At 44.0% G+C, this 26,899-nt stretch carries 8 protein-coding genes; all 8 read left to right on the top strand.

All coding sequences use genetic code 11. The features are described from left to right. The first annotated feature begins 486 nt into the window (after nt 1-486). The 8 genes from N480_RS14940 to N480_RS14905 all read left to right on the top strand — a co-directional run bounded on the left by N480_RS14940 (nt 487) and on the right by N480_RS14905 (nt 26,832). Complete coding sequence (locus N480_RS14940; RefSeq protein WP_063373281.1) at nt 487-1,791, top strand: phenylacetate--CoA ligase family protein; 1,305 nt, start codon at nt 487-489, stop codon at nt 1,789-1,791. Further along, nucleotides 1,782-2,993 (top strand): aminotransferase class V-fold PLP-dependent enzyme, encoded by a 1,212-nt coding sequence (locus N480_RS14935; protein WP_063373280.1) that lies wholly within the window; start codon nt 1,782-1,784, stop codon nt 2,991-2,993. The genes N480_RS14940 and N480_RS14935 overlap by 10 nt, the downstream gene beginning before the upstream one ends. Nucleotides 2,994-3,240: 247 nt before the next feature. Continuing rightward, nucleotides 3,241-5,550, top strand: a complete 2,310-nt coding sequence (locus N480_RS14930; protein ID WP_196761502.1) for a penicillin acylase family protein — start codon at nt 3,241-3,243, stop codon at nt 5,548-5,550. Nucleotides 5,551-5,578: 28 nt separating this feature from the next. Beyond that, complete coding sequence (locus tag N480_RS14925) at nt 5,579-7,345, top strand: cyclic peptide export ABC transporter (protein ID WP_081231887.1); 1,767 nt, start codon at nt 5,579-5,581, stop codon at nt 7,343-7,345. Then, complete coding sequence (locus N480_RS14920) at nt 7,335-8,321, top strand: sulfotransferase domain-containing protein (protein WP_063373279.1); 987 nt, start codon at nt 7,335-7,337, stop codon at nt 8,319-8,321. The genes N480_RS14925 and N480_RS14920 overlap by 11 nt, the downstream gene beginning before the upstream one ends. Nucleotides 8,322-8,375: 54 nt before the next feature. Then, nucleotides 8,376-9,974: an MBL fold metallo-hydrolase gene (locus N480_RS14915; RefSeq protein ID WP_063373278.1), complete on the top strand. Its 1,599-nt coding sequence runs from the start codon at nt 8,376-8,378 to the stop codon at nt 9,972-9,974. 39 nt (nt 9,975-10,013) lie between these two features. Beyond that, entirely contained in the window at nt 10,014-25,055 is a 15,042-nt protein-coding gene (locus N480_RS14910) for a non-ribosomal peptide synthetase (RefSeq protein ID WP_063373277.1), read from the top strand. 145 nt (nt 25,056-25,200) lie between these two features. Next, on the top strand, nt 25,201-26,832 hold the full coding sequence (locus N480_RS14905) for an NAD(P)-binding domain-containing protein (protein WP_063373276.1): 1,632 nt from the start codon (nt 25,201-25,203) through the stop codon (nt 26,830-26,832). Nucleotides 26,833-26,899 lie beyond the last annotated feature (67 nt).

The following is a 26,899-nucleotide window of genomic DNA, read 5'->3' as shown; positions in this document are numbered from 1 at the left end:
GTTCTATATGATGTTAGTTTATTGCATTGATCCGAACTTTAACTTCACATAAACTGAAGTTTACAAAGGCATACCATCAGTCAGAGTAGTAAGTTTATACAAAAACTTTGCTAAATAAATTTTTGGTGAGAAAAAACCACGCTGTTTATAAGGCATCTCATGCGTGAGATAATTTATAAAGAAGCTCACTCACGAGCTAGTAAAAAAATATTCACCAAAGCTGACAATTTAGTTAAATAACAACAAGGAAGCGAAAAGTATTAAGTATCATAGCTTGATGCAATATCAGTGTAAGCTTATTCACTTACACTCCGTAATAAATGGTGACTTAATAAAATCAGCTCACTTTACTGTGATAAAAACATAACTGAGTTGTCAGTTCAATTGGATGCAGATGTGAGCAAAGTAGCGTTAGGCGAATTAGCTCAGAACTAGGTTTCCCTCATTCTGCTTGACCTCAGTAAATTCAAAAATGGTAGATTTACAATGATGAATTCGAACTTTAAGCAAGTTCAAGAAGAAATAACTTATAGCTATGAAAACACTGTTTTTTTCAGAAAGCACATGGAGCAGGCCGGACTTGTTCCTGAGGATATTATTGAACCAAATGATTTTTTACGTATTCCACCAACAGTAAAAAAGAACTATCGACAAAACTTTCCAGCTGGAGTTATTGCATCGGGATATAATCTTAAAAGTCCTCATGTAATGCGATTTCAAAGTTCTGGTACAGAAGGTGATCGACTAGTCAGTGTAGTTCTGTCATATGATCTTGCTCGCAGACAGGCAAGCTGCATATCAGTCAATCCTAAGTTTTCTTCACTTTGGAAGCCAGGTTTAAAACTCCGTACTTGCCGATTTGCAGCACCTAATTGTTCAGATGTAGAGTGTGCAAACCCAAATAGTACAATGGACAGCAGGATGCTCCCTGATGGTACTTTAGTACTTCCGGTTTATCATGATCTACTTACCACCCCAGATCGCATGATAAACATGGCATTAGATGAAATTGAAGAATACGACCCCCATTTACTGTTTGTCGATCCAACCCACTTTGCATTTTTGATCCGGGCGATGAAGAAGCTAGGGCGTGTTCCGCACAAAAAATCTGGATTTTGTATCATGTCTGGATATACCTTATGCACTCAGGTCGCAAGACGCCAAATTAAAGAGTGCTTTGGTGAAGAAGTAGCATTTGCTGATATGTTAGGAATGTCTGAACTCGGCTATCTTGGTTTTGAGTGTCCACACGGTAAGCAGCATATGAACACCGAAGACTACCATCTTGAATTTATTCATAATGGACGAGCAGCAAAACCTGGTGAGTTAGCTGAACTACTGATCACTACTCTGGATGATAAACTATCTCCACACATTCGATATGCAACGGGAGATATGTTCCGCCTGAGTGATGAACCTTGTTCCTGTGGCGATCCTACACCAATCGTACGAGCTGAAGGTAGGGTAAAAAATGCGCTTTGGCGCCTTGATAATACTGTTGTAACACCGAAAGAGTTAGATGAATTAATTGGCCCAGCCCCTTGGATCGACATGTATCAAATGAATCAAACTGACGATGATCAATTTAACTTTCAGTATTTAAAAAATGAAAATTGGACACAGCAAGCTGAAGATGATCTTTTGGCGCGTTTAAGAGATACATTGAGAAGTAATAATGTGAGTTGTTCCCCAACAGAATATTTCCCAGCGGATCGTGGTGGTAAATTTATTTCTTGTGTGTCCAGTGTTGCAATGAGAGAAGAAAAAAGGAGGTTATTGTCATGGGTATAGAGAATAGTCGAGTAGACTTTCCAGTATTAGAACGACTAATTGATGGACAAAGCATCACTTATTTAGATAGTGCAGCAACCGCATTAAAGCCGCGTTCAGTCATAGATGCAATGTCAGATTACTACTCACAAAGTGGAGTTAACATTCATCGTGGAAAGTACTATCTATCGGAGGAGGCGTCAGACGCTTATGAGCGAGTTCGTTACTCTATTGCTCAGTACTTAGGTGCATATGGTAACGAGATCGTTTTTACTAAAGGAACTACCGAAGCACTTAACCTAGTGGCATATGGTTTAGATCTGAAAGAAGATGACGTTGTTGTTGGCTTTCTTGATTCTCATCATGCACAGTTGCTACCTTGGAGAAGATACGCTAACTTGCAATTGGTTGGCCTCAATAGCGAAGGGGGTATCGATCTCGACCACTATCGTGAATTACTAAAATTGAAACCAAAAGTAGTCGTATTAACGCACTGTTCAAATGTAAGTGGTACGATTGCACCGATTGAACAGATGGCTGAAGAAGCTAAAAAGGCATGTGATGCAATTGTTGTTGTCGATGCTGCACAATCAATTCCACATCCTCACTTGCGTATCGATGTGTCAAAAACTCCTGTAGATTTTGTCGCTTTTTCAGGTCATAAAATGCTTGGCCCAACAGGAGTCGGCTGCTTGTATGGTAAAAGCGCAGTACTAAATACATTACGGCCGCTGATGCTTGGCGGTGGCATGGTTGACTGGGTTGATGCCGATGGTTCACAAGAGCGTAAGATCCCACACCGTTTTGAAGCTGGAACGCCGCCCATTGCATCCACCCTAGGCTTAGGTGCAGCACTAACCTACTTAAAGCAGTTCAGTGTTCAAGAGTCACTAGAACATACTGAAACTTTGACGAAAGCAATAATTGATGGCGCACTTAAGCGAGATTATTTGGAGTTACTGGGGACTAAAAGTGTTAAAAACCGCTGTGCAATTGGCAGTTTAAGAATTCATGGTTGCGATGACTTATCTGATATTGCACGGTCTTTAAGTGATTCGTATGGGATAATGTGCCGAACCGGCCATATGTGTGCCCAGCCTGTCGTTGATGACCAAATGGGTGGGGAGATATTGAGGATATCTGCGTATATTTACAATACAACAGAAGAAATCGAAAGGTTCTACCTAGCTCTGGATGAGCTCGTTTCCTTTCTTGGGCTTTGAGTTGGACACTGAAATTTATGTGAAAGACTAAGTCAATCGAAAATCTATAAGAATAATATCTGTATCAGAAACAGAACACAAAAAAGGAAAAAGCGAAATGTTGATGCGTTCTCATCCCATTTTATCTCGTTTCATTATTTGGATAGTCCTGCCCATAATCATAGTGTTGTGTGCAGGTTATGCATTTCTTTATCAAAGTCTGCCTCAGAAAGCAGGTACAATACACTTAAAGGGGTTGAGTGCCACTGTGAAAGTGACCCGTGACGAACACTCAATTCCACATATTTCTGCAACGACAGATCACGATGCTTTTTTTGCCTTGGGATATATCCATGCTCAAGAACGTTTGTGGCAGATGACCCACAAGCGACGGTTAGCTGAAGGCCGCTTAAGCGAAGTGATGGGGATTGATGCATTGCCTATGGATCAGTATATGCGAGCGTACACTCTAGTCCCGGCTGCGCAATCTGCCATGAAGCACCTAGATGAAACCGCGCTTGAAGTATTGAGGGTGTATGCAGCTGGCGTTAATGCATGGATCAGTGAGGGTAATACATTACCTGCCGAGTTCTATATTTTGGATACTGAACCTGAACCTTGGAAGCCAGTTGACTCAATTTTGATGATGAAACTAATGTCATTGAACCTTGGTCCCAATCACTCTGCTGAAACAGAGTTTGACCTATTAGTAAAAGAAGTTGGTTTGGCAAAAGCAAATGACATCATTCCTAATGAAAACAAAAATAACCCCGCGGCTACAGATTACTATGAGGGAGAGTTGGCAGACAGCGAGGTTGAAGCGCGTCTGATTGGGTTGAACGATCGCCTTCAAGACGAATTTAAATCCGGTGGTGAAATTGCCGTGGGGAGCAATGCATGGGCGGTTTCTGGAAAGTACACAGAAAGTAACTTTCCTCTGTTGGCCGGAGATCCTCACCTTTTGACTGAAATGCCGTCGGTTTGGTATTTAGCTAATATCAAAGGGGATAGAATAAACGTCACTGGCGCCACGTTTGCAGGCGTACCGCTCGTCTTTATGGGACGAAATGAGTCAGTCTCTTGGGGGGTGACAAATATGTTCCCTGATGCACTAGACCTATATGTCGAACGTACTAACCCATTAAATCCTAATCAATATGAAGTAGATGGTGAATGGGTAGATATGGAAATAGAAGAACAAACGATTCATATCAAGTCGGCATCTCCTGCATTCTTAAATAAACCAGTGCCATCAGTACAATGGCAAGTAAGAAGAACACGCAATGGTCCATTGATTAGTGATGCTATTGGACAGGTTGACTCTCCTTTGGCGATTCGGTGGACTCCCTTAGATGAAGTTGATAAATCATTTGAAAGCTTTTTGGGAATGAATTATGCGGACAACTTAGAGAGTTTCGAGTCAGCACTGAGGGAGTATAAAGCGCCCGCGGTGAATATTATATATGCGGATGTTGAGAACAACATTGCACAGTTTGCTGCGGGAAAAATTCCGGTAAGAAAAAAGGGGAATGGCAGGCGGCCAGTCCCTGGATGGAATTCAAATTATCAGTGGGAAAGGTATCTTTCGTTTGATGAAATGCCACACAAAATTAACCCTGAAGAAGGTTATGTTATTAATGCCAACAATAAAAACCACCCTGATGACTATCCTCATATTATTCTAAATTTGGAGTCACCACCTTATCGTGCTGACCGCATTGAAGACGTAGTTCAAGAATTTATTGCATCCGGAAAGAAAATTTCGGTGCAGGACTTTATCGATTTACAAGGAGACAGTGAGAGTCTTCAGGTAAAAGAACTGCTTCCTCATATTTTAAGTCTACCCGTCAAAAATGCTAAGCACAAAGCAGCAATAGAAAAGTTAAAAGCCTGGGATCATGTCATTGCTGGTGATAGTGAAGCAAGTGCACTTTACCAAGTATGGATGAAGCACTTTAATCAGTTATTGATCTCCGATGACCTAAAGGGGAGTGCGCTACATGAGCGACGCGGCAACGCAATTCAAACGGTGCCACCAAGATTAAGGCCATTATTGATAAAACAAGTATTTCTAAAGAGCCCTGATTTAAATAATGATTGGTGTGATCAAGTTAATACAGATGTCCACGAAACGTGTGATGACTTAGGTTTAATTGCACTAGATGCGACACTTGAAGAGCTGGATAGACTCATTGGAATGACGCATGATTGGGAAGATATCAACGAGCTTTACTTACCCCACCTAGCATTTAGAGATATTCCGTTGTTGGATAGCATTTTCTCTCGCACTATCGAAGGAAACAGCGACCGATTTAGTGTCAACCGCGCTGACTGGAGATACTCTGAAGCTGTAGGCTATAGGGTGATCTCTACAGCAGGCTATCGTCAAGTAATTGACCTAAGTCCTGAAAATAATAGTGGCTATATCAACAGTTCTGGTCAAAGCGAGCACTTGTTGAGCGATCATTATGACGACAACATCACTCCTTTTAAAGACTTGCAATTGAGACCTTTGAGATTAGGCGCACCGAGCAGATCGCAAGCAGAATTGATACTGCATTTAGAGCCCGTCAAATGAGCCTCTCAAGGGAATTTAGGAATTGAAAATGAATAAAAATAAGCAGGAAAATTCTTCGATAAATTTATTTGGGTTATTAACAGCAACGGCCCCCAATAAAGTTTTTTCGTCTATCGTATTAGGAGCTCTGGGTGGCGCGGCATATTCGTTGTTAGTGCCATTACTGCTGTTGTCTTTACAGCCGCCACTTAGCCGACTAATGCAACCTGAGTTTGAAACTTCTTACTGGCTATTAGGTATGTTTGAAGTTTCTGATCCTCAACAAGCACTGTTCTTTTTCTCTGTGTGTTTGCTGATCCTTTTGTGTCGAGGGTTTTCTGGTACATTTATGCTTCAGGTAAGCGTCGATGCAACCGTTAATTTGCGTAAAAGAATGTATGGCAGAATTGCAAAGCTGCCTATCCAAAAATTGGACCAAATTGGGCCGTCCCGTTTATTGACAGCAATTAATAAAGATGTGGAGCTAATTTCCTATGGCGCTTCGACCATACCCAGTATTTTAGTGGCGGTTACCACCTTATTTGGTATGCTCGGCTTTTTGTTGTACCTGAGAGTAGAAACCTTCCTCTTTGTGGTTGGACTTATCGTATTCGGTTTTATCACCTACCAAATCCCTATTCGCTTTGGTGGTAAACACATGATGAAAGGTCGAAACAGCTTTGATGGGATCCAAGAGGGGATTAGAGGTTTAATCTATGGTGCAAAAGAGCTCAAGCTCAACAAGCATAAACAGCAAGAGTTTTTACAAGAGGAGCTTTATAATGCTGAGGATAACTACAAGCGTGCGACTAAGATGGGAGAGACGTTCGTTGTTTTTGCTAACAACTATAGTAATCTGATCAGCTTCTTTACGATGGGCGCTGTTGCGTATGTGATGGCCAATTATTTTACGCTTTCCAGAGATGATATTCTGGGCTCCATCATGATTCTCCTATATATCATGGGACCTATCACGGTTCTAGTTGGTGCTATGTCGAGCCTCGTTTCTGCAAAAGTTGCGGCGAAAAAATTAAATCAATTGTTTGATGAAATGACAATTGAACCGAGTTCATCCAACATGTCAGGCAAAATATGTCATCCAGAGCAGCTTAAGCTAGAGGATATTGAATACATGTATCCCGCACTACAGAATGAAGAGTCCGGGTTTCATATCGGACCTATTAATTTAACATTTAACCCTGGGGAGATTACATATCTTGTTGGTGGTAACGGCTCTGGCAAAACCTCTTTAGGTAAATTGATTTCTCTGCATCATATCCCCAATAAAGGCCGAATTTATTTTGATAATCAAGTTGTTTTAGATAGTAATAGAGATGATTTTCGTCAGAGTATTTCGGCTATTTATTCAGACTTTTACTTATTTACAAAACTATTTGGGTTGGTAGAGAAGAATGGGCTAGACGGTCGGGCTAGTGAGTTGTTAAAACGTTTGGGTTTAGAAGAGAAAGTGACGATTGAAAATGGGCAGTTCTCTAGTACAAGATTATCCGATGGACAGAAAAAACGCTTAGCATTGCTTGTTAGCTATTTGGAAGACAGACCCATCTATATTTTTGATGAATGGGCTGCGGATCAAGATCCTGAGTTCAAGGAAATTTTTTATCATCATATTCTACCTGACTTGAAGAAGCTCAATAAAATAGTTGTGGTGATCACTCATGATGACCGTTATTTCCATCTTGCTGATAAATTAGTAAGGATGGAGACAGGGCAAGTGTTAGAAGAAGTGAAGACTGAGGATTCAGAAAGTAATAAGCCTAGCAAGCAATTGTCGGAGGTAGAAAATGTCATCTAGCTTGGAAAATCTAGATGATAAGCAGATGGCCAAATTCTTCAGAGGCTTTGAGCTAATCACAGAGTTTAGAGAGATCATGTATACAGAGAGATCGTTAACTCGTCATTTGCCAAAGCTTATCAATGGAGCAATTGAATACCAGTTTCTTCCTTATTATTTTTCAGATGTACCAAATTGGAGGTTGGCACTTCGTAAGCTAATGGCAAAAGAGCGCATAGCCCCAGACTATGTAATGACTGGACCTGGAAAAAGTGGGTCCAGTGATTTGGTGAGCCATCTACTTTTTCATCCGAATGTGCTGCCCCCATTGGCGAAAGAACCCAAAATGTACAAAGTAAAAAATTGGCACATGGGCTACCCAACGGTAAAAGAAAAGCAACAAGCAGAAGAAAAGGTGGGGGGGCCAGTTAGGTGTGGCTATCTGGATCCTGAAATGCACCGCCTAGATGTGATGGACAAACTTTATGAGTTAAATCCTAATTGCAAAGTGATTATAGTGCTGAGAGATCCTGTTGCTAGAGCATATTCATACTGGAAGTGGGAGCTCTTTATGGGCTCGCGAATGCTTAAAGGTAATAAAAAACTCGGGTTTTTTAATGACTTTGACACATACATTGAGCGCGCAATTGATTTATTTCCCAGCATTCCAATGGAAACTTTTTGTGGGCATCAGGTACTGGCGGACGGAATTTACTTTAAGGCAGTTGAGCGGTGGATCAACCGGTTCGGCAGGGACAATGTCATGGTGTCCGACGTTGCCGAGTATTTCAAAGATCGAAAGCCAATACTTGGAAGAATTCAAAAGTTTCTAGATTTGCCTTTGGTCAATATTCCGGAATACAGCAAAAAAGCCAACGAAAATCCGATAAAGCTGCCCCCTGCGGACAAAAAAACAAAAGAAGCTCTGGCCAGTTTTTATCGACCTTATAACGAGAAACTGTTTGAGTTGTTGGGGTGCGAGTTTCAATGGCAATAGCGCTCGACTTGAATAACGAGCCGTTCGTTTAATAGATTATTAAGAGTTATAACTATGGACAATAAATTACTTTATCTAAGAGAAGATACTTACTTTGAACCGTTGATCAATCACTGGTATGCATGGCCCTATCTACTACCTCCTGTGACGGCTTCAAGATATATCGTCAATACGCACCGTCGTATTATGCAGTCTTTCGTGAAAAACTATAAACTGCACATTCTTGCCTCCAAAGAAAAGGTGTTAACGGGTGGTGAGTTTTTAAATTGTACAGAAGAGCAAGTTGAAGATATCCAAGCGTTAATTACTGAGTTAGACGAAAATTGTGGCGATTTAATTGAATTGTCTGATGCGGTTAAGCATTTAGATGAACTGCTATTTAATCATACCAGTGGTGAAACGATTGAGGGCCTTTACGATAAGATCCCTGGACCGTTAAAAGGGTGTGTTGAGTTGTTTTTAGATATGGAGCACCGTCCTTCATACCGCCTTATTGAGCCACTACTATACAGAAGTGCATATTATAAGCCTGGGTTGCAAAGTCTATCATTTGGCTTGCTCTCTAAGGTCGAGGAGCGGCCGTTTGTGCTGAGTACGCCTCGATTACCCGACGACAGTCATATGCAAGTCGACGCAGATTTTAATGCCCCGCTCATTGATGAAATCTTTAAGGCGCGAGAAGTCCCTATTTCAGCTGAGCGCGTGGATGAACTGTTTCAAGATTATTCGCAATCAGGAGGCTTGTCATACCGCGACTTCTTTACCACCGAAAAGCCGACACTGGTCCATGAACCCGTTGAGGAAGGCGTGCGATTGAGATACACCGGCCATGCTGGATTTATGGTAGAAACGAAGGATATTTGTATATTAGTTGACCCAATCATTGCTTCAAGAGATGCAAACAAGGCGGACGAAATGATTGGTCATAGTGAATTGCCTGCGAGTATCGATTACATCTTATTGACGCACACCCACATGGACCATGCGAATATTGAAACGCTATTACAACTGCGCTACAAAACTAAAAAGGTTGTAGTGCCCAAAAACAATGGCGGGACCTTGGTTGATCCGTCTCTGAGGCTGATGCTAAAGCAATTGAACTTTGATGTGATTGAAGTCGATGACTTGGATGAGATCAGCATACCTGATGGTCGTATCGTCAGCATTCCATTTTTAGGCGAGCATGGCGATTTAAACATTCGTTCCAAAACAGCTTGGTATGTTGAAGCACATGGCAAAAAGTGCTTCTTCGGTGCAGACTCTTCCAACCCAGATCGTAATCTTTATCAACAATTGGGTAAACTCTTTACTGATTTGGATGTTCTGGCGATTGGCATGGAGTGCGTTGGGGCGCCATACACATGGGCGTATGGTGCTTTGCACACCAAAAAGGTGCCGAAGAATATTAAAAACTCAAGGCGCTTAGATGGTTCTGACTGTGATCAGGCGTTGCCTATGGTTAAAGAATTTAATGCCAAACAGGTGTGCGTTTATGCCATCGGTCTTGAGCCATGCTTCAAATACTTCAACGGTCTAGAACATGAGGAAGACTCGAGGCAGGTACTTGAATCAAACAAGTTCTTGTCTGCATGTCAGGATATTAATGTTCCTGCAGAGATCATGTTCTGTAAAAAAACCATCAATCTTAAATAAATAACGACTAATAAGAATTATAAAAGCTAAGGTGCTTGTATGGAAACTATCTACGACTTTCTCGCAGTTCATGCGCAATCAAAAACGAATGAAGAGGCTTTTACCTTTATTGAAGATAACGGTGAAACCTTTCAGATAAGCTTCAGTGAACTGCATCAAAAGGCCCTATCAATCGCGCAATATCTCAAAACTCAATGTGATCCTGGGTCTCGAGTTGTTTTATTGTTTCCTCCCGGTCTTGAATATATTCAGTCGTTCTTAGGGTGTTTGTATGCGGGGGTTGTGGCGGTCCCTCTTTATCCGCCGCAAAGTAAGAAGCATGCGGGACGCGTGTTAACCGTCATAGACGATTGTAAAGCGAATCTAGTATTGACCAATGGGATGTTAAAATCTCAAATTGAAGGTGAACTTGCGCCTTTATCAGTACTTGGATTTGAGCAGCTGTGTGGAGAAGGCGCGGAGAGTCTGGTTGCTTTGCCTAAAGCAGATGACGTCGCGTTTCTACAATATACTTCGGGATCTACAGGCACTCCAAAAGGGGTTGTGATAAGTCATGGCAATATCATTGCGAATTTAAAAACCTTACAACAGGCGACACATTGCGGTGAAGACGATGTGTTTTGTAACTGGTTGCCGCTATTTCATGATTTAGGTTTGGTCAATACGCTGTTATTGCCTATTTTCTTGGGTGCGCACTCGGTGTTGATGTCTCCGATACGCTTTATCAAAAATCCGATCACCTGGCTGTCAGCCATTACCGAATATAAAGGTACTATTGGTGGGGCGCCTAATTTTGCATTTGACCATTGCTTAGAGCGTATCAAACCACATCAAATGGCTGGATTGGATCTTTCCAGCTGGCGTATCGCTTTTAATGCGGCAGAGCCGCTTGATGCGGACACGCTAATGCGTTTTTGTGAGCGCTTTTCTCGCGTTGGTTTCAAAGAGTCTGCGATTTTCCCAGCGTACGGAATGGCAGAGGCAACAGTGTTTATCTGTGGGGGGACGCATGCCTCACCTTATCTAGCCAATGCCTTTGCGAGTGACGATCTTCAGCAAGGCAGGGCAAAACTTTGTCCGATTGACCAAAAGCAACAGGTTCTGATTGGGCATGGACATGTGCAACCAGAGCATCATTTGAAAATTGTATCACCGCACACGTTGACGGAGTTATCAGAGGGTGAAGTCGGTGAAATTTGGTTCGCTGGCCCAAGCTTAGCGCAAGGCTATTGGAATGATGAGGAAAAAACGAATGCCAGCTTCGGAGCAAAATTAGCGCATGATGATGCCTGCTATTTGCGCACGGGCGATCTCGGTTTTATACATCAAGGTGAGTTATATATTTCTGGCCGTATCAAAGATGTCATGATCATTAAAGGCCGTAACTACTACCCTCAAGATTTTGAAAAACTGGCATATCAGGTCTTTCCGGGCCTTAATCAAAATGGGGCTGCGGCTTTTGAGTACAATGGGAATGCCGTCTTGCTGGTTGAAATTAATCGTCACGAAATGAAAGCGTTTGACTACAAGCTGGCAAGTGAAACAATTAAAAGTGCTATTTTTGAGCAGTTTGAAGTTGTACTGGCTGATGTGGTGTTTTTGAAGGCCGGTCGTATTAATCGAACATCAAGTGGCAAGATTCAACGCTCATTATCTAAAAAGCGTTATTTGGCACAAGATCTCGATGCTTTGTACCGAGCAATAGATGGTAAAATGACAGGTGAGGCTTCTGACTCTGACGTTAAGTTAGGTACAGTGACCACGCTGGAAGCTGAATTATGTGAACTATGGCAAGAGGTATTTGGGATTGATCGCATTGACGTGGAGGACAACTTCCTCAGTTTAGGCGGGCATTCACTACTGGCGACAAACTTAATCTCACAGATCCAAAAAAAGTGGCATGTTGACATCACCATGCGAGACTTTTTCACTAATCATACAATCCGTAAACTGGCGAAGGTCATTGAGGCGGCACAGACGTCAGAAGTGTCTACGATTATGCCACAAGCAGCACAAAGTGCGATACCAGTATCGTTTGCGCAAGAACGTATGTGGTTGGTAAATCAAATCGAGTCTGAGCAAGCCCAATATAACTTACCGTTCTCATTTAAACTGTATGGTGAGTTAAACACGGCCTTTTTACAACAAGCCTTTTCATCAATTATCGAGCGACATCAGGCCTTAAGAACAACTTACTTTGAAAGTGAAGGTGAACTTTATCAACAGGTACAAGGGGCGACGACATTTGACTTACCAGTCATAGATCTCACAGAGCTAGCACCTGAACAGCAAGAGCAGCGTGTGGCCAAATTACGACTTGCTGAAGCCAATACTGTATTTAACCTTGCACAAGATACCATGCTTCGCGCCGCCCTGATAAAGCTCAACTCACAGACTCATGTGTTACTGATCACAACACACCATATTGCGACTGATGGTTGGTCGTTAGGTGTACTCACTCAGGAGCTCAATGCACTGTATGGGGCGTATGTGCAGGGGGGTGACAACCCGTTGTCACCATTGGCAATTCAATACGGTGATTATGCCCATTGGCAACGCACACAGCTTAAAGATGATGCCTTGGACAAGCATCTTGACTATTGGACGGAGCACCTTGCTGAGTTACCTGTGGTTCATAGTCTTGCGTTAGACAAACCGAGACCTGCAGTACAAAGTTTTAAGGGCGCGAGTGTATTCCAACGCTTGTCGCCAGTATTACAAGATACGCTACATCAATTGGCTCAAAAACATGATGCGACGCTCTTTATGCTGATGAATGCCGCATTTGCAAGCTTCTTGGGTCGCTACTCCGGTGAAACAGATATTGTCATTGGCTCGCCAGTGGCGAATCGAGAGCAATCTGAGTTGACGCCACTGATTGGCTTATTTATGAATAACCTTGTGTTTCGTTCAGACTTGTCAGCGGATCCTACTTTTGTTGAATTACTTGCGCAAAGCAAAGAGCGTACACTGCGCGCACAAGCGCACCAACAGGCACCTTTTGCCAAGCTGGTTGATGCACTGCAACCCGAACGCGATTTAAGCCACAGTCCGCTGTTTCAAGTGATGTTGATCCTGAACAACCAGCATGTTGAACCTCTAAAACTCGCCGGCGTGGATGCGAAGCAAATTCACAGTGCAACGTCATTTGCCCAGTATGATCTTACGTTGGTGCTGCACGAGCGGGAAGATGGTTTAGACATAGAGTGGCAGTATGCCAGTGAACTGTTTGTGCATGAAACTATTGAGCGCATGGCGCATCACTTCGAAGTCATTCTGACATCTATTGTTCAGGCGCCAGATACTCAGATCAGTCAGTTGCCTTTATTAAATGCCGATGATGCCATGAAAGTGACTCGCGAATGGAATGCCACCCAGTTAGAATTTGCAAATGACAGTTGTTTGCATCACATGTTTGAGCAGCAGGTGATAGCGACTCCACACGCCATTGCGGCTACTTATCAAGGTGAGCAGCTATCTTACGAGCAGTTGAACCTGCGTGCTAACCAATTGGCACATTATCTCGTCCAGCAAGGCGTGACGCCAGACTCGATCGTGGGTGTGTGTGTTGATCGTTCATTGGAGATGTTGATTGCGACTTTGGCAATCATGAAATCTGGTGGTGCTTACTTACCAATGGATCCCACTTACCCTACTGCTCGATTGGCTCACATGGTAGCTGACTCGGGGGTGAAGTATGTGATCACCACCACTGCCTATCAGCAAACACTCTCGGTAGAGCACCTCCTATGCATTGATAGTGCGTCATTGCAAAGCGTGTTAGCGCAGCAAGCGTGCTCGGATCTACCCACTGAACAGCTGGGGCTTACAGCAAGTAATCTTGCTTACGTTATTTATACATCGGGTTCGACAGGTAAACCTAAAGGGGTGATGGTTGAGCATCGTAATGCGGTGAACTTTATCAGTTCGATGCAAAAAGCACCTAGTTGTAGCGCAGAAGATACATTATTGGCCGTCACGTCACTATCTTTTGATATTCATGTTTTGGAATTATACCTTCCGTTAGCATGTGGTGGTGAAGTGGTCATTGCTCCAACAGAAGCGCTTGCTTCACCGGACGAGTTAGCGACCTTATTGGAAACGCATGAAGTCACCACAATGCAGGCCACGCCTGCAACCTGGAAAATGCTTGTGCAGAACGGGTGGCAACCTTTACGGCCTCTAAAGGCACTTTGTGGAGGGGAGGCTTTAAGTGTTGAATTGAAAGATGCGTTGGTATCCATGTCACACATTATGCTGTGGAACATGTACGGCCCAACAGAAACCACGGTTTGGTCAACAACCGGTGAGGTAAATGACTCAATTTCCTTGGGTACGCCGATAGCGAATACTCAATGTTACGTGCTCGACAGGCATTTACAGCCTGTTCCGGTCGGGTGTTTTGGCGAGTTGTATATAGGTGGCGAAGGTGTTTCCAGAGGATACCTGAATCAAGCTGAGTTGACGGCTGAACGATTCGTGGTGGATCCATTTTCTAGCAAACCGGATGGCAGGTTATATAAGACAGGCGACCTTGTGCGTTGGTTAGCGGATGGCACGCTTGAGTATATGCGACGGGCGGATCTTCAGGTAAAAGTACGTGGTCACCGGATTGAACTTGAGGAAATCGAGTCGGTATTAAAGCAGCATCCTAACGTGGTCGACGCGATTGCACACGTGTTCTTTGTGGGTGACTCAACACACTTAGTTGCTTATGTTATTCCTAAAACGGTAGACGGGCATGGTGATGTCTCGCAAGACCTCAGCTCATACCTGGAAGAGTGTTTACCCAGTTATATGGTACCGGCTGCAATTGTTGAGCTCAGTGAGCTTCCATTGACACCCAATGGCAAAGTGGATCGACAGGCATTGCCTGCGCCACAGTTTAGTGATCCGGAGGTGTATGTCGCACCGCAATCAGACACAGAGCAACAATTGAGTCTTATGTGGCAAGCATTGTTGGATATCGATGCACAGGATATCAGTGTGACAAGTAGCTTTTTCCACTTGGGTGGGCACTCACTACTTGCTGCACGTTTGGTTGCGCTGATCCGCAATCAGTGGAACGTCGAAATCTCAATTAGAACACTATTTACCGAGCAAACTATTCGCGGATTGGCGAATGTCATTGATACATCGGCGGCGAGCCACATACCAAAAATAGTTCAGCAGTCGAGCGATGAGCCAATGGTGATTTCGTTTGATCAGCAGCGCTTGTGGCTCTTGGATCAAATTGAGCAAGGTAGTACACAGTACAACTTGTGTCGCGGCTTTGAGTTATCAGGCAAGCTAGACATCGATGCATTGAATCATGCTTTCCAGAGCATCGTATCACGTCATCATGTACTGAGAACCACTTTTCAAACGACAGTATCTGGCGATGCAAGACAAACGATCTCAGAAGACTTTGAGGTGGCGTTACCGGTCGTTGAGATCCCAGGCTTGAGTGCTGAGCAGCAAAAGCAGGCGACTTTGCAGCATATGCAAACAGAAACCGATAAGGTCTTTGACCTAAGTCGTGACCTCATGCTTCGAGTTAAACTGTTGAAATTCAGTGATGATGCACACGCACTGCTTGTTACGATGCATCATATTGCGGTGGATGGTTGGTCTGAAGGCATTATCATTAAAGAGTTTACCGCCTTGTATCAAGCTTACGTCGACAAGCAACCAAATCCACTCGCTGAGTTAGAAATTCAGTATACAGACTATGCTTGGTGGCAAAATAACTGGCTCAAAGGCGATGTGTTAGAGCATAACTATCAGTTTTGGCGTGCGCAGTTAAAAGATATTCCAGAAGTACATAATTTACCGCTTGACCATGCTAGGCCTGCGGTCCAGAATTTTGCTGGACAAACCCATCGTCAATTTATCAGTAAAGAGCTCCAGCAAGGGTTGCATGAGTTAGCACGAAAATATGATGTTACGCTGTTTATGGTGCTCAATGCTGCCTATGCTGTTTTGTTAGGTCGCTATTCTAACGAAGACGATATCGTGGTCGGAACGCCGGTTGCCAATCGCGATCAAGCTGAATTGGCTCCATTAGTCGGCTTCTTCGTTAATACGTTGGTGTTGCGTACTGATCTATCAGATAACCCAACGTTTGATACATTATTACAGCGCAGCAAAGATTACCTACTGGGCGCCTATGAGCATCAACAACTGCCCTTTGAACGTCTGGTTGATGAATTACAGTTAGACCGTAGTTTAAGTTACTCACCATTGGTGCAAGTTAAACTCGCATTACAAAACAATGAGGTAGGTAAATTTGAGTTGCCAGAACTGGCAATTAACTCGATTGAACAAGAACAAGCGGTGTCAAAGCTAGATTTGAGCTTAGATATTTTTGAAATAGAAGAAACTGAAGAGCAGGGCATGTTGTTTGTGTGGGAGTATGCCACATCATTGTTTGACACTGCCACGATAGAACAGTTAGGGCAGCATTTCGAAGTGTTGCTCAAAGGAATTGTTGCAACACCGCAAGCAACCATTGGACAGTTGCCTATTTTAACTGCACAAGAGTCGCAGGTTATGCTTGGTAGCGAGCATAATTTAGGTGAGCAGAGTGCCGAGAATACTTGTATTCATGAGCTCATTGAAGTGCAAGCTGCGCGTTCACCGAATGATATCGCTGTCTCCTTCAGCACGGGACGCAGTGCAGTTGAACAAACGTTGACCTATGCAGAGTTGAATGCGGCGGCAAACCAAGTTGCGCACTATCTGCTTGAACAGGGCGTGAAGCCAGACACGTTAGTGGGGATCTGTGTCGAACGTTCATTAGAGATGATGATTGGGCAGCTCGGTATTCTAAAAGCGGGAGGTGCTTATGTGCCAATCGACCCAAGTTACCCACAAGATCGCATTGAATACATTCTAGAAGACTCCAAGGTTGAGATCTTACTAACCGAAAGTGAGTTGCTCTCAGAGCTCCCTTTAGACGACCAACAAGTTTTGCCATTAGACGAGGAGATGCGTGAAGCGTTACTAGGCGATTATTCTGAAGAAAATATCGACAAAGCATTGCACCCCAGTGGAACCCCCTTGACCGCTGAGAATTTAGCGTATGTTATCTATACATCTGGATCGACAGGTAAGCCAAAAGGCGTGCTTATCGAACACACTGGAATAGTTAATCTTGCCCAAGATATGCAATCGCGCTTTGGGTACGATAAGGATACTTGCATCTTGCAATATTACTCGTTTGCATTTGACGCCGGGGCCGAGGATTGGATAGGGGCATTGACATCAGGTGGTACGCTGAGGCTGATAAGTGCAGATGATTTACTGGACTTAGATACCCTCACAGACGTTGTGAATAAGTCCCAAGTAACGCACTTACATGTACCGCCTTCTGTGCTCGCATTGTTAGACCCAACAGTGATGCCAAGTATTAAAACGGTTGAAGCAGGTGGCGAAAAGTACAGTCAAGAACTGGTGGATAAGTGGGGCGCGCATGCGCAGTTTTTCAATGTATATGGCCCTACTGAAACCAGTATTTCAAGTAGCTTTAAGCAGTGCCATATCAATGATACGGTGATGTCGATTGGACAAGCCATTCCTAATGTTCAGTATTATGTTTTAGACAAGCATTTCGCGCCTTGTCCAGTGGGCGTTGCTGGCGAATTGTTTATCGCTGGTGCAGGACTCGGAAGGGGCTATATAAATCAACCAGAGTTGACTGCCGAGAAGTTTATTACCAACCCATTTGTTGATGGTGCGTCAGGTCGTGATCGCCTCTATCGCACCGGTGATTTGGTGCGCTGGATCCCCGGCACACAAACTGAGCATTCATGCGGTGAATTAGAGTTCCTAGGGCGTATTGACCAACAGGTGAAGATCCGTGGTTTCCGTGTTGAGTTAAGCGAAATCGAGTCGGTATTATTACAACACGAACAGCTCAATGAAGTGGCAATTATTGACCGAGACACCCCTAAAAAGTTAGTGGCATTTTTCACTTTATCTGGCAGTGAACAGGCGCACCCTACACAGAGTGCAGAGCAAGTGATTGTATCATTGAGAGAGTATCTGAAGCAGTCGTTGCCAGATTATATGGTACCGTCGGCATTTGTTAGGTTAGATCAGCTGCCCTTGACATCTAATGGTAAAGTGGACCGCAAAGCGCTGTTAGATATTGATGTGTCTGCTCAACTGGTCACACAAAAATATGTTGCGCCGACCACTGAAGCAGAAAATAAACTGTGTGAAATTTGGCAAGCGCTACTTAAAATTGAACAAGTGGGCATCACAGATAATTTCTTTGCGCTAGGTGGTGACTCTATTTTGGCAATTCAGGCTGTTAACCGTGCAACCCAAGCAGGCTTTGGATTAACGACCCGACAGTTATTTGAAAGCCAGACGATAGAAAAGCTGGCAGCAGAGGTTAATACGCAAACCAGTCATGATGCGAATAGTGACATCGCCGATGCAGATCTATTGTTACAATCTGATTTGGCACCGCAGTTGCGAGAAAAAATTGCGACGTGGCAAGCGGCTTACCCATTGCTTACTAAAGTGTATGCGACCACCGGGATGCAGCAAGGGATGTTATTTCATAGCAGTTTGGATGCGTCCGCATACGTTTCACAATTGTCAGTCACGCTAACAGGGCTGTTGAATATTGGTGCTCTGAAACGGGCTTTGAGCAGCACTATCGCGCGTCATGATGTTTATCGCACGGTATTTACGGAAGACTTTACGCACCAATTGGTGTTGTCAGAGGCTGAATTACCTTTTGAAGAATTAGACCTGTCATTGCTAGATAATGCTGAGCAAACGGCACAGCTCGATGCTTTGGTGAAGCAGGATAAAGCGCAAGGGTTTGATGTCACACACGCGCCCATGATGCGCATCAAACTAGTAAAACTGTCTGAATCGAAACAGTGCTTGGTGTGGTCAAATCACCATGCGTTAACCGATGGTTGGTCACTGCCACTGGTGTTCAAAGAAGTCATGGCGTTATATGTTGAGGCGTGTGAGCAAATGACAGCTTCAGAGGACAATGACGGTAAGCTGCTGTCGCCATCATTACCAACGGTACAGCCATATGGCAGCTATATTTCTTGGCTGGCGCAACAGAACCATGCGCACGCTCGGGACTGGTGGAAAAATACTTTGAGTAGCGCTGTTGGTGCTACGCATGTTGACATTGAAGAGCAAGCCGAGCCTCAGAACTGCGGGGCAAGAAAGCAAACGATTACGCTTGCACCGCAAGCTTACACCGAACTGCAACGTGTTGCTAAGCAACATCAAGTAACGATGAATACCGTGGTACAGGCAGCTTGGGCGTATTTACTGCACCGTTATAGTGGTGAAGACCAAGTCATATTTGGTGAAACGATCTCGGGGCGCCCCGCCGAAATTGTGGGTGTTGAGCAGATGGTGGGGCTATTTATTAATAGTTTACCAGTGTTGGTCAACATTGACCGCAATGCGTCTATTGGGGAGTGGTTAAGGGCGTTGAATCAGAACAGCGTAGAACGAGCTGAACATGGCTTCTTACCGCTCTCTGAAATTCAGACTCTGAGCCCATTGAGTAAACTTTCGGAAAGACAAAGAAACCTATTTGATACGTTGGTGGTATTTGAAAACTACCCTGTTGATCAGGAAATTGAAAAAGTCATCGCTGACTCACAGCTACAAGTTGCTGATATTCAGAACGATGAACAAACTAACTATGGTTTAACACTGACGGTACTACCGGAAAATAATGGACAGCAAAGTCAATTGTCCTTTGAGTTAGCTTACCGCGCTGAGCGCTATGGTGATGCGGCCATAAACAGATTGTTGACGTATTTTGGCGAGATCTTATCGACCATCTCTGGCGCGCAGTGTCAGACGTTGCAAGATCTGACTGAGACCGTGTCTTACCAAGACACATTGCGATTAGTTAAAAGCTCTAAAGTCGCCAGCGAATTCCCTCACAATCAGTGTATTCATGAGTTATTTGAAGCTCAAGTAGCCGCTCAGCCAGAGGCAACTGCATTAATATTCGAAAATGTGTGCTTGACTTATAGTGCGCTAAATCAACGTGCTAACCAACTTGCTCGCCATCTTGTCAAGCAGGGGGTCACACCTGATTCTGTGGTGGGTGTATGTGTTGACCGTTCACCAGAAATGTTGGTGAGTGTATTGGCCGTGATGAAAGCTGGCGGTGCCTATCTGCCGCTTGATCCTGCCTACCCCAGAGCGAGATTGGCACATATGGTGGCCGACTCTGGTGTACGTTGGGTTATTACACAAAAGAGTGTGGCTGAGAAACTGACAGTGGACTTATTTTCAGGTGGTTTATTCTCGGCTGAATTGGCTCAGCAACAAACCTCTGCCATTGATCAAGTCTTCTGTATTGATGATGAGGCCTTTGCTGCACAGTTATCGACATTAGACACCGCTAATATTGCGACCCAAGAGTTAGGGCTATCGGCCAACAACCTTGCCTATGTGATTTACACGTCAGGATCGACAGGGAAGCCAAAAGGTGTCATGTTGACGCATCGCAATGCGACTAACTTCCTGACGTCCATGCAGGTTAAACCCGGCTTAACTAAGCAGGATAAGTTACTGGCCGTTACATCGCTATCTTTTGATATTCATGTGTTGGAGTGTTATTTACCGTTAATTACAGGCGCTCAAGTCGTCATTGCTTCGTCAGATGATGTCGGCGATCCAGAGCAGCTCGCCACATTGATTGGTGAGCATAATATTACAACGATGCAGGCAACGCCGGCGACGTGGAAAATGCTCTTAAATAATGGCTGGGATCCTAAGCAGAAATTTAAAGCGCTGTGCGGCGGAGAGTCACTTAGTTGTGCGCTCAAAGACGCATTACTCGCATGCCAAAACATTGAGCTTTGGAACATGTATGGCCCGACAGAAACTGCGGTCTGGTCTGCGACTTGTAAAATCGAGGAGCGTGTTTCACTGGGCAATGCGATAGCAAATACACACTTGTATGTATTGGATAAAGACAAGACACCTGTGCCGATGGGCGTGGCTGGGGAGTTATACATCGGTGGTGAAGGGGTCGCCAGAGGCTATTTAAATCAACCTGAATTAACAGCGACGCGCTTTGTGGATGACCCGTTCAACGACAATCGTGGTGCGCGTATGTATCGAACCGGTGATCTTGTTAGGTGGGTCTCTAGCGATGACGGCTTGTCTCAGCAATTGAGCTACATTGCCCGAGCGGATCAACAGGTTAAATTGCGCGGTTACCGGATTGAGCCAGGAGAGATTGAGACTCGCTTGAACTATCACCCTGAGATTAAAGAAAGCGTGGTTGTAGCGCGAGGCGATGAAGGTAGTAAGTATTTGGTGGCGTTCTACTTGGCCAAATCGACCACAGCCGAGCAGCTCGTTGAGTTAGATACACAGGCGCTCAAGTCCTCTCTAAGGCTGGACTTACCTGAATATATGGTGCCTGCAGCGTACATCAGCCTATCTGAAATTCCGTTGACCGCAAATGGCAAAGTGAACCGCCAGGCGTTAGAGTCTATGGACTTGAACTTGACGTCTGAGCAAAGTTATCAGGCACCTCGCAATGAGACTGAAACGGCCTTAGTGGCCATTTGGGGTGAAGTGCTCGACATAGAAGTAGAAAAAATTGGTGTCGATGACAGTTTCTTTGAGTTGGGCGGGCACTCGCTATTAGCAACGCAAGTGATCTCTAAAATCCGCAGTCAGTTTGCAATAGAGTTACCTTTGAAAACTTTGTTTGAGCAGGAAACTATTGCTGGGCTTGGCGCCATAATATTGGCTTCAGAAAAGAGTGCCGTTCCACAGATCACCGCGATAGATAGGGAGACTTTGAACGGCACGTTACCGCTGAGTTATGTGCAGGAACGCCTCTGGTTTATTGATCAGTTAGACCCAGATAGTGCCGGTTACAACATCCCAGGTGCGGTCACGATTAAAAGTGATGCTGCTCAAACACTCGATGTGCAACAAGTTGAGCAAGCGCTAAATATCATTATTGCGCGTCATGAAAACTTGCGGACATTGTACCCGAGTGTGGATGGTAAGGTGCAGCAGGTGATTTTAGCGCAGTTCAACCTTACGCTGGCCAGCATCGACTTAAGTCACATTGCCGATCGGGATATGCGTTTACAAGAGGCTCAAAAACTTTGTCAACAAGAGGCATCAACACCGTTCGATCTGGGCAAAGGCCCGCTTATAAGAGGTGGGCTCATTAAGCTGAGTGACGTCGAGCATATACTCGTCATGAATATGCATCACATTATCAGTGATGGCTGGTCAATGAGTGTGATCATCAAGGAGTTCCGTCAAATTATGGCAGCACTTGAGCAAGGTCAAAAGCCTGAGCTGCCGACGTTACCTGTCCAATACCTAGACTACAGTGTTTGGCAAAGACAGTATATGGAAGAGAATGGATTGCTAGACAAGCAGTTGGACTATTGGCGTGAAAAGCTGTCTGGAGTACCTGAGCGCCTTAATCTGGCTACGGATTATCCAAGACCGAAAGCGCCTAATTTTGATGGGGCAACGGAAACTTTCCATATTGATGCGCAATTGACGAAGGCATTAAATCAACTGACAGAAGCCCATAGTACGACACTTTATATGACGCTCCAAGCTGCCTTCAAAGCTTTGCTATACCGCTATACCGGTCAGGAAGATATTTGTTTCGGTGGCTCAATTGCGAATCGTCAGCATGAAGAAACGGAAGGCTTAATTGGTATGTTTGCCAACACATTGGTGTACCGAGATCAGGTGGCGGGTGATGCATCTTTCGCCGCTTTACTGGCGCAAGTAAAGACAACGTGCCTTGAAGCTTATGCGCATCAAGATACGCCATTTGAGAAAATTGTAGATTTGGTGCAGCCGGACAGAACCATTGGTATTAGCCCACTGTTCCAAGTGATGTTTGTACTACACAATGTGGCCATGGAATTGTCTGACAATGACATTCAAGACTTCCCGTTGGAATTAAATTTCAGTCGCTTTGATTTGATTGTTCATTTCACCGAGACCGCCGATGGTCTGGATGGTATGATTGTATACAAGGCAGCCTTGTTCAAACAGCAAACTATAGCGCGTTTAGTCGAGCACTTTACGGCTTTGTGCCGTGCCATCGTATCTGAACCGGATGCTGACATAGCGCAGCTACGCTATGTCAGTGACGCAGAGCAGCAAGCGCTACTGATTGAAAACAACAGCAATCCTTTGGATTATCCAAAAGACAAATGTATTCATCAGTTATTTGCTGAGCAGGCCGCGATGAATCCGGGTAAGGTTGCGGTTACCGAAGTGTCTGAAAGTGGCACTAAAGCACTGACCTTTAGCGAACTTCACGCTCAAAGTTTGGCTCTGGCTGGTTATTTACAATTGCAAGGTGTCAAACCTGACAGTTTAGTGGGATTGTGTGTTGAAAGATCACTTGCTACTATGGTTGGGTTATTGGGTATCTTACAAGCTGGCGGTGCATATGTACCGATGGATCCTAGTTACCCGACTGAGCGACTAACGTATATGCTTGAGGACAGCGAAACTCAAGTTGTCATCACTCAGCAACAGTTTAAAGATAAAGTACAGTCATTGGTTGGTGCAGATGTTCAGGTGATCGTTTTAGACGAACACGGTGGACTACCTGCTGAAATCATCGCGCACAGTACAACGCAGTGTTTGGATGAACAGGTAAAACCTGATAACCTCGCATACGTGATTTATACTTCCGGTTCTACGGGACAGCCCAAAGGTGTCATGATAGAACATGGTATGGTGGTGGATTACTGCTATTCTGTGGTTGAAAGTATGGACTTACAGCGTTGTGATACGTTTGGTGCGGTATCTACTTTTGCATCGGATCTTGGTAACATTGCGCTATATGTACCTATGTTGTTCAGCAAAACATTAACGTTGTTTGCGGATGATTATGTTAATAATCCTATTGAACTGCATAGCTATATGCAGAATCATCCGATAGACTGTATGAAGATAACGCCATCTCACTTTGAAATGTTTAAAGTGTCAGACACTCAGATTTTAAAAGTAGAGAAAGTACTTATTTTCGCAGGCGAGGCATTAACTAAACCAATGGTTGATCTGGTTAATTCATTGAATCCAGATTGCGCAGTATTTAATAATTACGGGCCGACTGAAACGACGATTTCAAAAATATCGTCAGATGTTTTAACTGCGGAGAATACCCACAATACAACGAGTATTGCACTGGGTAAGCCGCTCCATAATACGAGAGTGTATATTCTCGACAGTGAGGGGAGCCCTGCACCTATTGGTGTACCTGGTGAGTTACATATAGCAGGCGATGGTGTTGCGCGTGGGTATCTGAATCGCCCAGAGTTAACACAGGAAAAGTTTGTTGTTGATCCATTTGCTGAGCAGGGTCGTATGTACAAAACTGGCGACTTAGCTCGCTGGTTGGATAATGGCGACATTGAGTATTTAGGGCGTATTGACACACAAGTTAAGATCCGCGGTTTCCGAATAGAGGTTGACGAAATTGAGTCTGTACTTGGTCAGCATGAAGCCGTCGCCAATTCGGTGGTGGTGGTCCAGAGCCAAGAAAATGAAGATGGATTGGTCAATAAACAGCTGATTGCTTTTTATGTACCGAATGCGCCTCAGAGCACACTGGACAGTGAAGAGCTTAAAGCCCATTTATTACAGACGCTTCCTGAGTACATGGTGCCGATGGCATTTGTTGCTCTTGACAGTGTCCCTTTACTGGCAAATGGTAAAGTGGATAGGCAGTCGCTAGCGAATATGAACATTAACTTGGCTTCCGGGCAGGTCTATGTCGCGCCACGTAATAAACTAGATGAGAAGTTGATCTCCATTTGGGCTGGAATATTACAAATTGAACCTGACACCATTGGCATTAACGATGACTTTTTCAGTCTAGGTGGCCATTCCTTATTAGCAGTGTTACTTGTTTCTAAGGTGAAAAAGCAGTTACAGGTTCAGTTGCCACTGCAAGCGCTTTTCAATCTGAAAACCATCAGTGGTACGGCAGATTACATTATGGAAAATACAACGTTAGAACAGCAGGCTGATTTCCTAGAGCAAGGAGTTGCCGAAGAAGACTTTGTGGAGGGTGCTATTTAAATTGAGAAACCGACAGTAAGTCTTAATAACTTAAAAAATCGTCTTCAAGGCAGTACTCAGAAGAACCATTAACTAAACCTAAAATCGGTTTGATGGGCTCTGCCTTGCGAAGCAATACTAACTTAAAAAAAGAATGAAGGTAATTATGAAACTAGATTATGTAATTGTAGGGGCGGGCCCAGCAGGTTTGCAGTTAGCGTACTATTTAGAAAAACAACAAAAAAGTTACACTATCGTCGAAGCTGCTGAAAACGTCGGGGAGTTCTTCCGTCATTACCCTCGTCACAGAACGCTTATCTCCATCAATAAAGTACATACCGGTTTTGAAGATAGAGAAATGAACTTACGCTGGGATTGGAACTCTTTACTTAATGACAAAGTGTTTTTCCCAGAATATAGCCAAGAATACTTCTCTTCAGCAGATAAATTGACAGAATATTTAGAAGACTTTACAGCTGCGCATGACTTAAAAATTAAGTTTGGTTTCAATGTTGAGAATATTAGCAAGCAAGCGGGCGAATTTACTGTAAAAAGCGTGGATGGAGAGCTTGTTCAAGCGAAAAACCTCATTGTTGCGACAGGTTTCTCGAAAGAGAAAGTACCTAATTTCCCTGGATCTGAGTTGGCAGAGATGTACAGCGAGCACTCGACAGATCCAATGAAGTACAAGAATAAACGTGTGCTTATTCTTGGTAAAGGGAACTCGGCGTTCGAAACAGCTGAAAATTTGATAGAAACAACCGCGGTCGTCGCGCTATGTAGTCCTAATCCAATTAAGCTCGCGTGGAATACACACTATGTTGGGAATGTACGTGCGGTGAATAACAACTTCCTTGATACCTACCAATTGAAGTCGCAAAATATTGTTCTGGATGCAGACATCGTTTCTTTGGAGCGCACTGAAGATGGCAAAATCATGGCTAATATCCACTACACGCATGCGAAAGACGAATTACGTTCAATTCCATTTGACCACGTAATTATGGCGACAGGCTTTAAATTCGATAACTCTATTTTCGATGAGAGCTGTACGCCAGCACTGAGCCACGAAGGTAAGTTTCCTAAGATGACCAGTTCTTGGGAGTCTACAAACGTTTCTAACATGTATTTTGCCGGTGTACTGATGCACCAACGCGACTTTAAAAAGACCATGTCGGGTTTCATTCATGGTTTCAGATACAACATTCAAGCGTTAGCCAATGTACTTAACAAGAAAAACCATGATGTGGCGTGGCCTTCAGAAAAGCTAGCAAGAGACCCTAAAGCCATTGCAGATCATGTGTTGAAGCAACTTACTTATTCATCAGCTATGTTCTTACAGCCCGGCTTTATCGGAGATGTCTTGCTGCTTGATAAGTCGGAAGAACTTACTTACCTGAAAGATGTGCCGTTTGAATATATGGCAGACAGTGAACTGTCGTCCCAAGAGTCTTACTGCACGATTTCTTTAGAATATGGTGATTTCAGTAAGATCACGGACCCATTCAACATTGAGCGCGACCCGTCTCCTGAAAAGGCAGATCAGGTTGAGTACTTACACCCAATCATTCGTTTCTACAGCAAAGGTAAAATGGCGTATGAGCGTCATATATTAGAAGATTTAGAAAACGACTACGAAAGAGATTGTTTCCGCGAAGTGACTGAAACTATCTTTAAAGAAGCACTTATGGATGAAGAAGCTGTTTCTAATGTGGCACTAAACATCTTTAAAGAGGCGATGAGTAACAATATGGCTATGGATCAAGACATGGCTTACTCAATGGAAACAGAAAAATAACGACTGACAAGTCGCTAGTTAGCAATCCTGGATGAGCCGTTCGGCTCTCCATTATTCAGAGCATGAT

Source organism: Pseudoalteromonas luteoviolacea S2607 (assembly GCF_001625575.1).
GTDB classification, from domain to species: Bacteria; Pseudomonadota; Gammaproteobacteria; order Enterobacterales; family Alteromonadaceae; genus Pseudoalteromonas; species Pseudoalteromonas luteoviolacea_E.
Note: the sequence above shows the minus strand (reverse complement) of the source record. Positions and strands in the feature narration are given on the sequence as shown.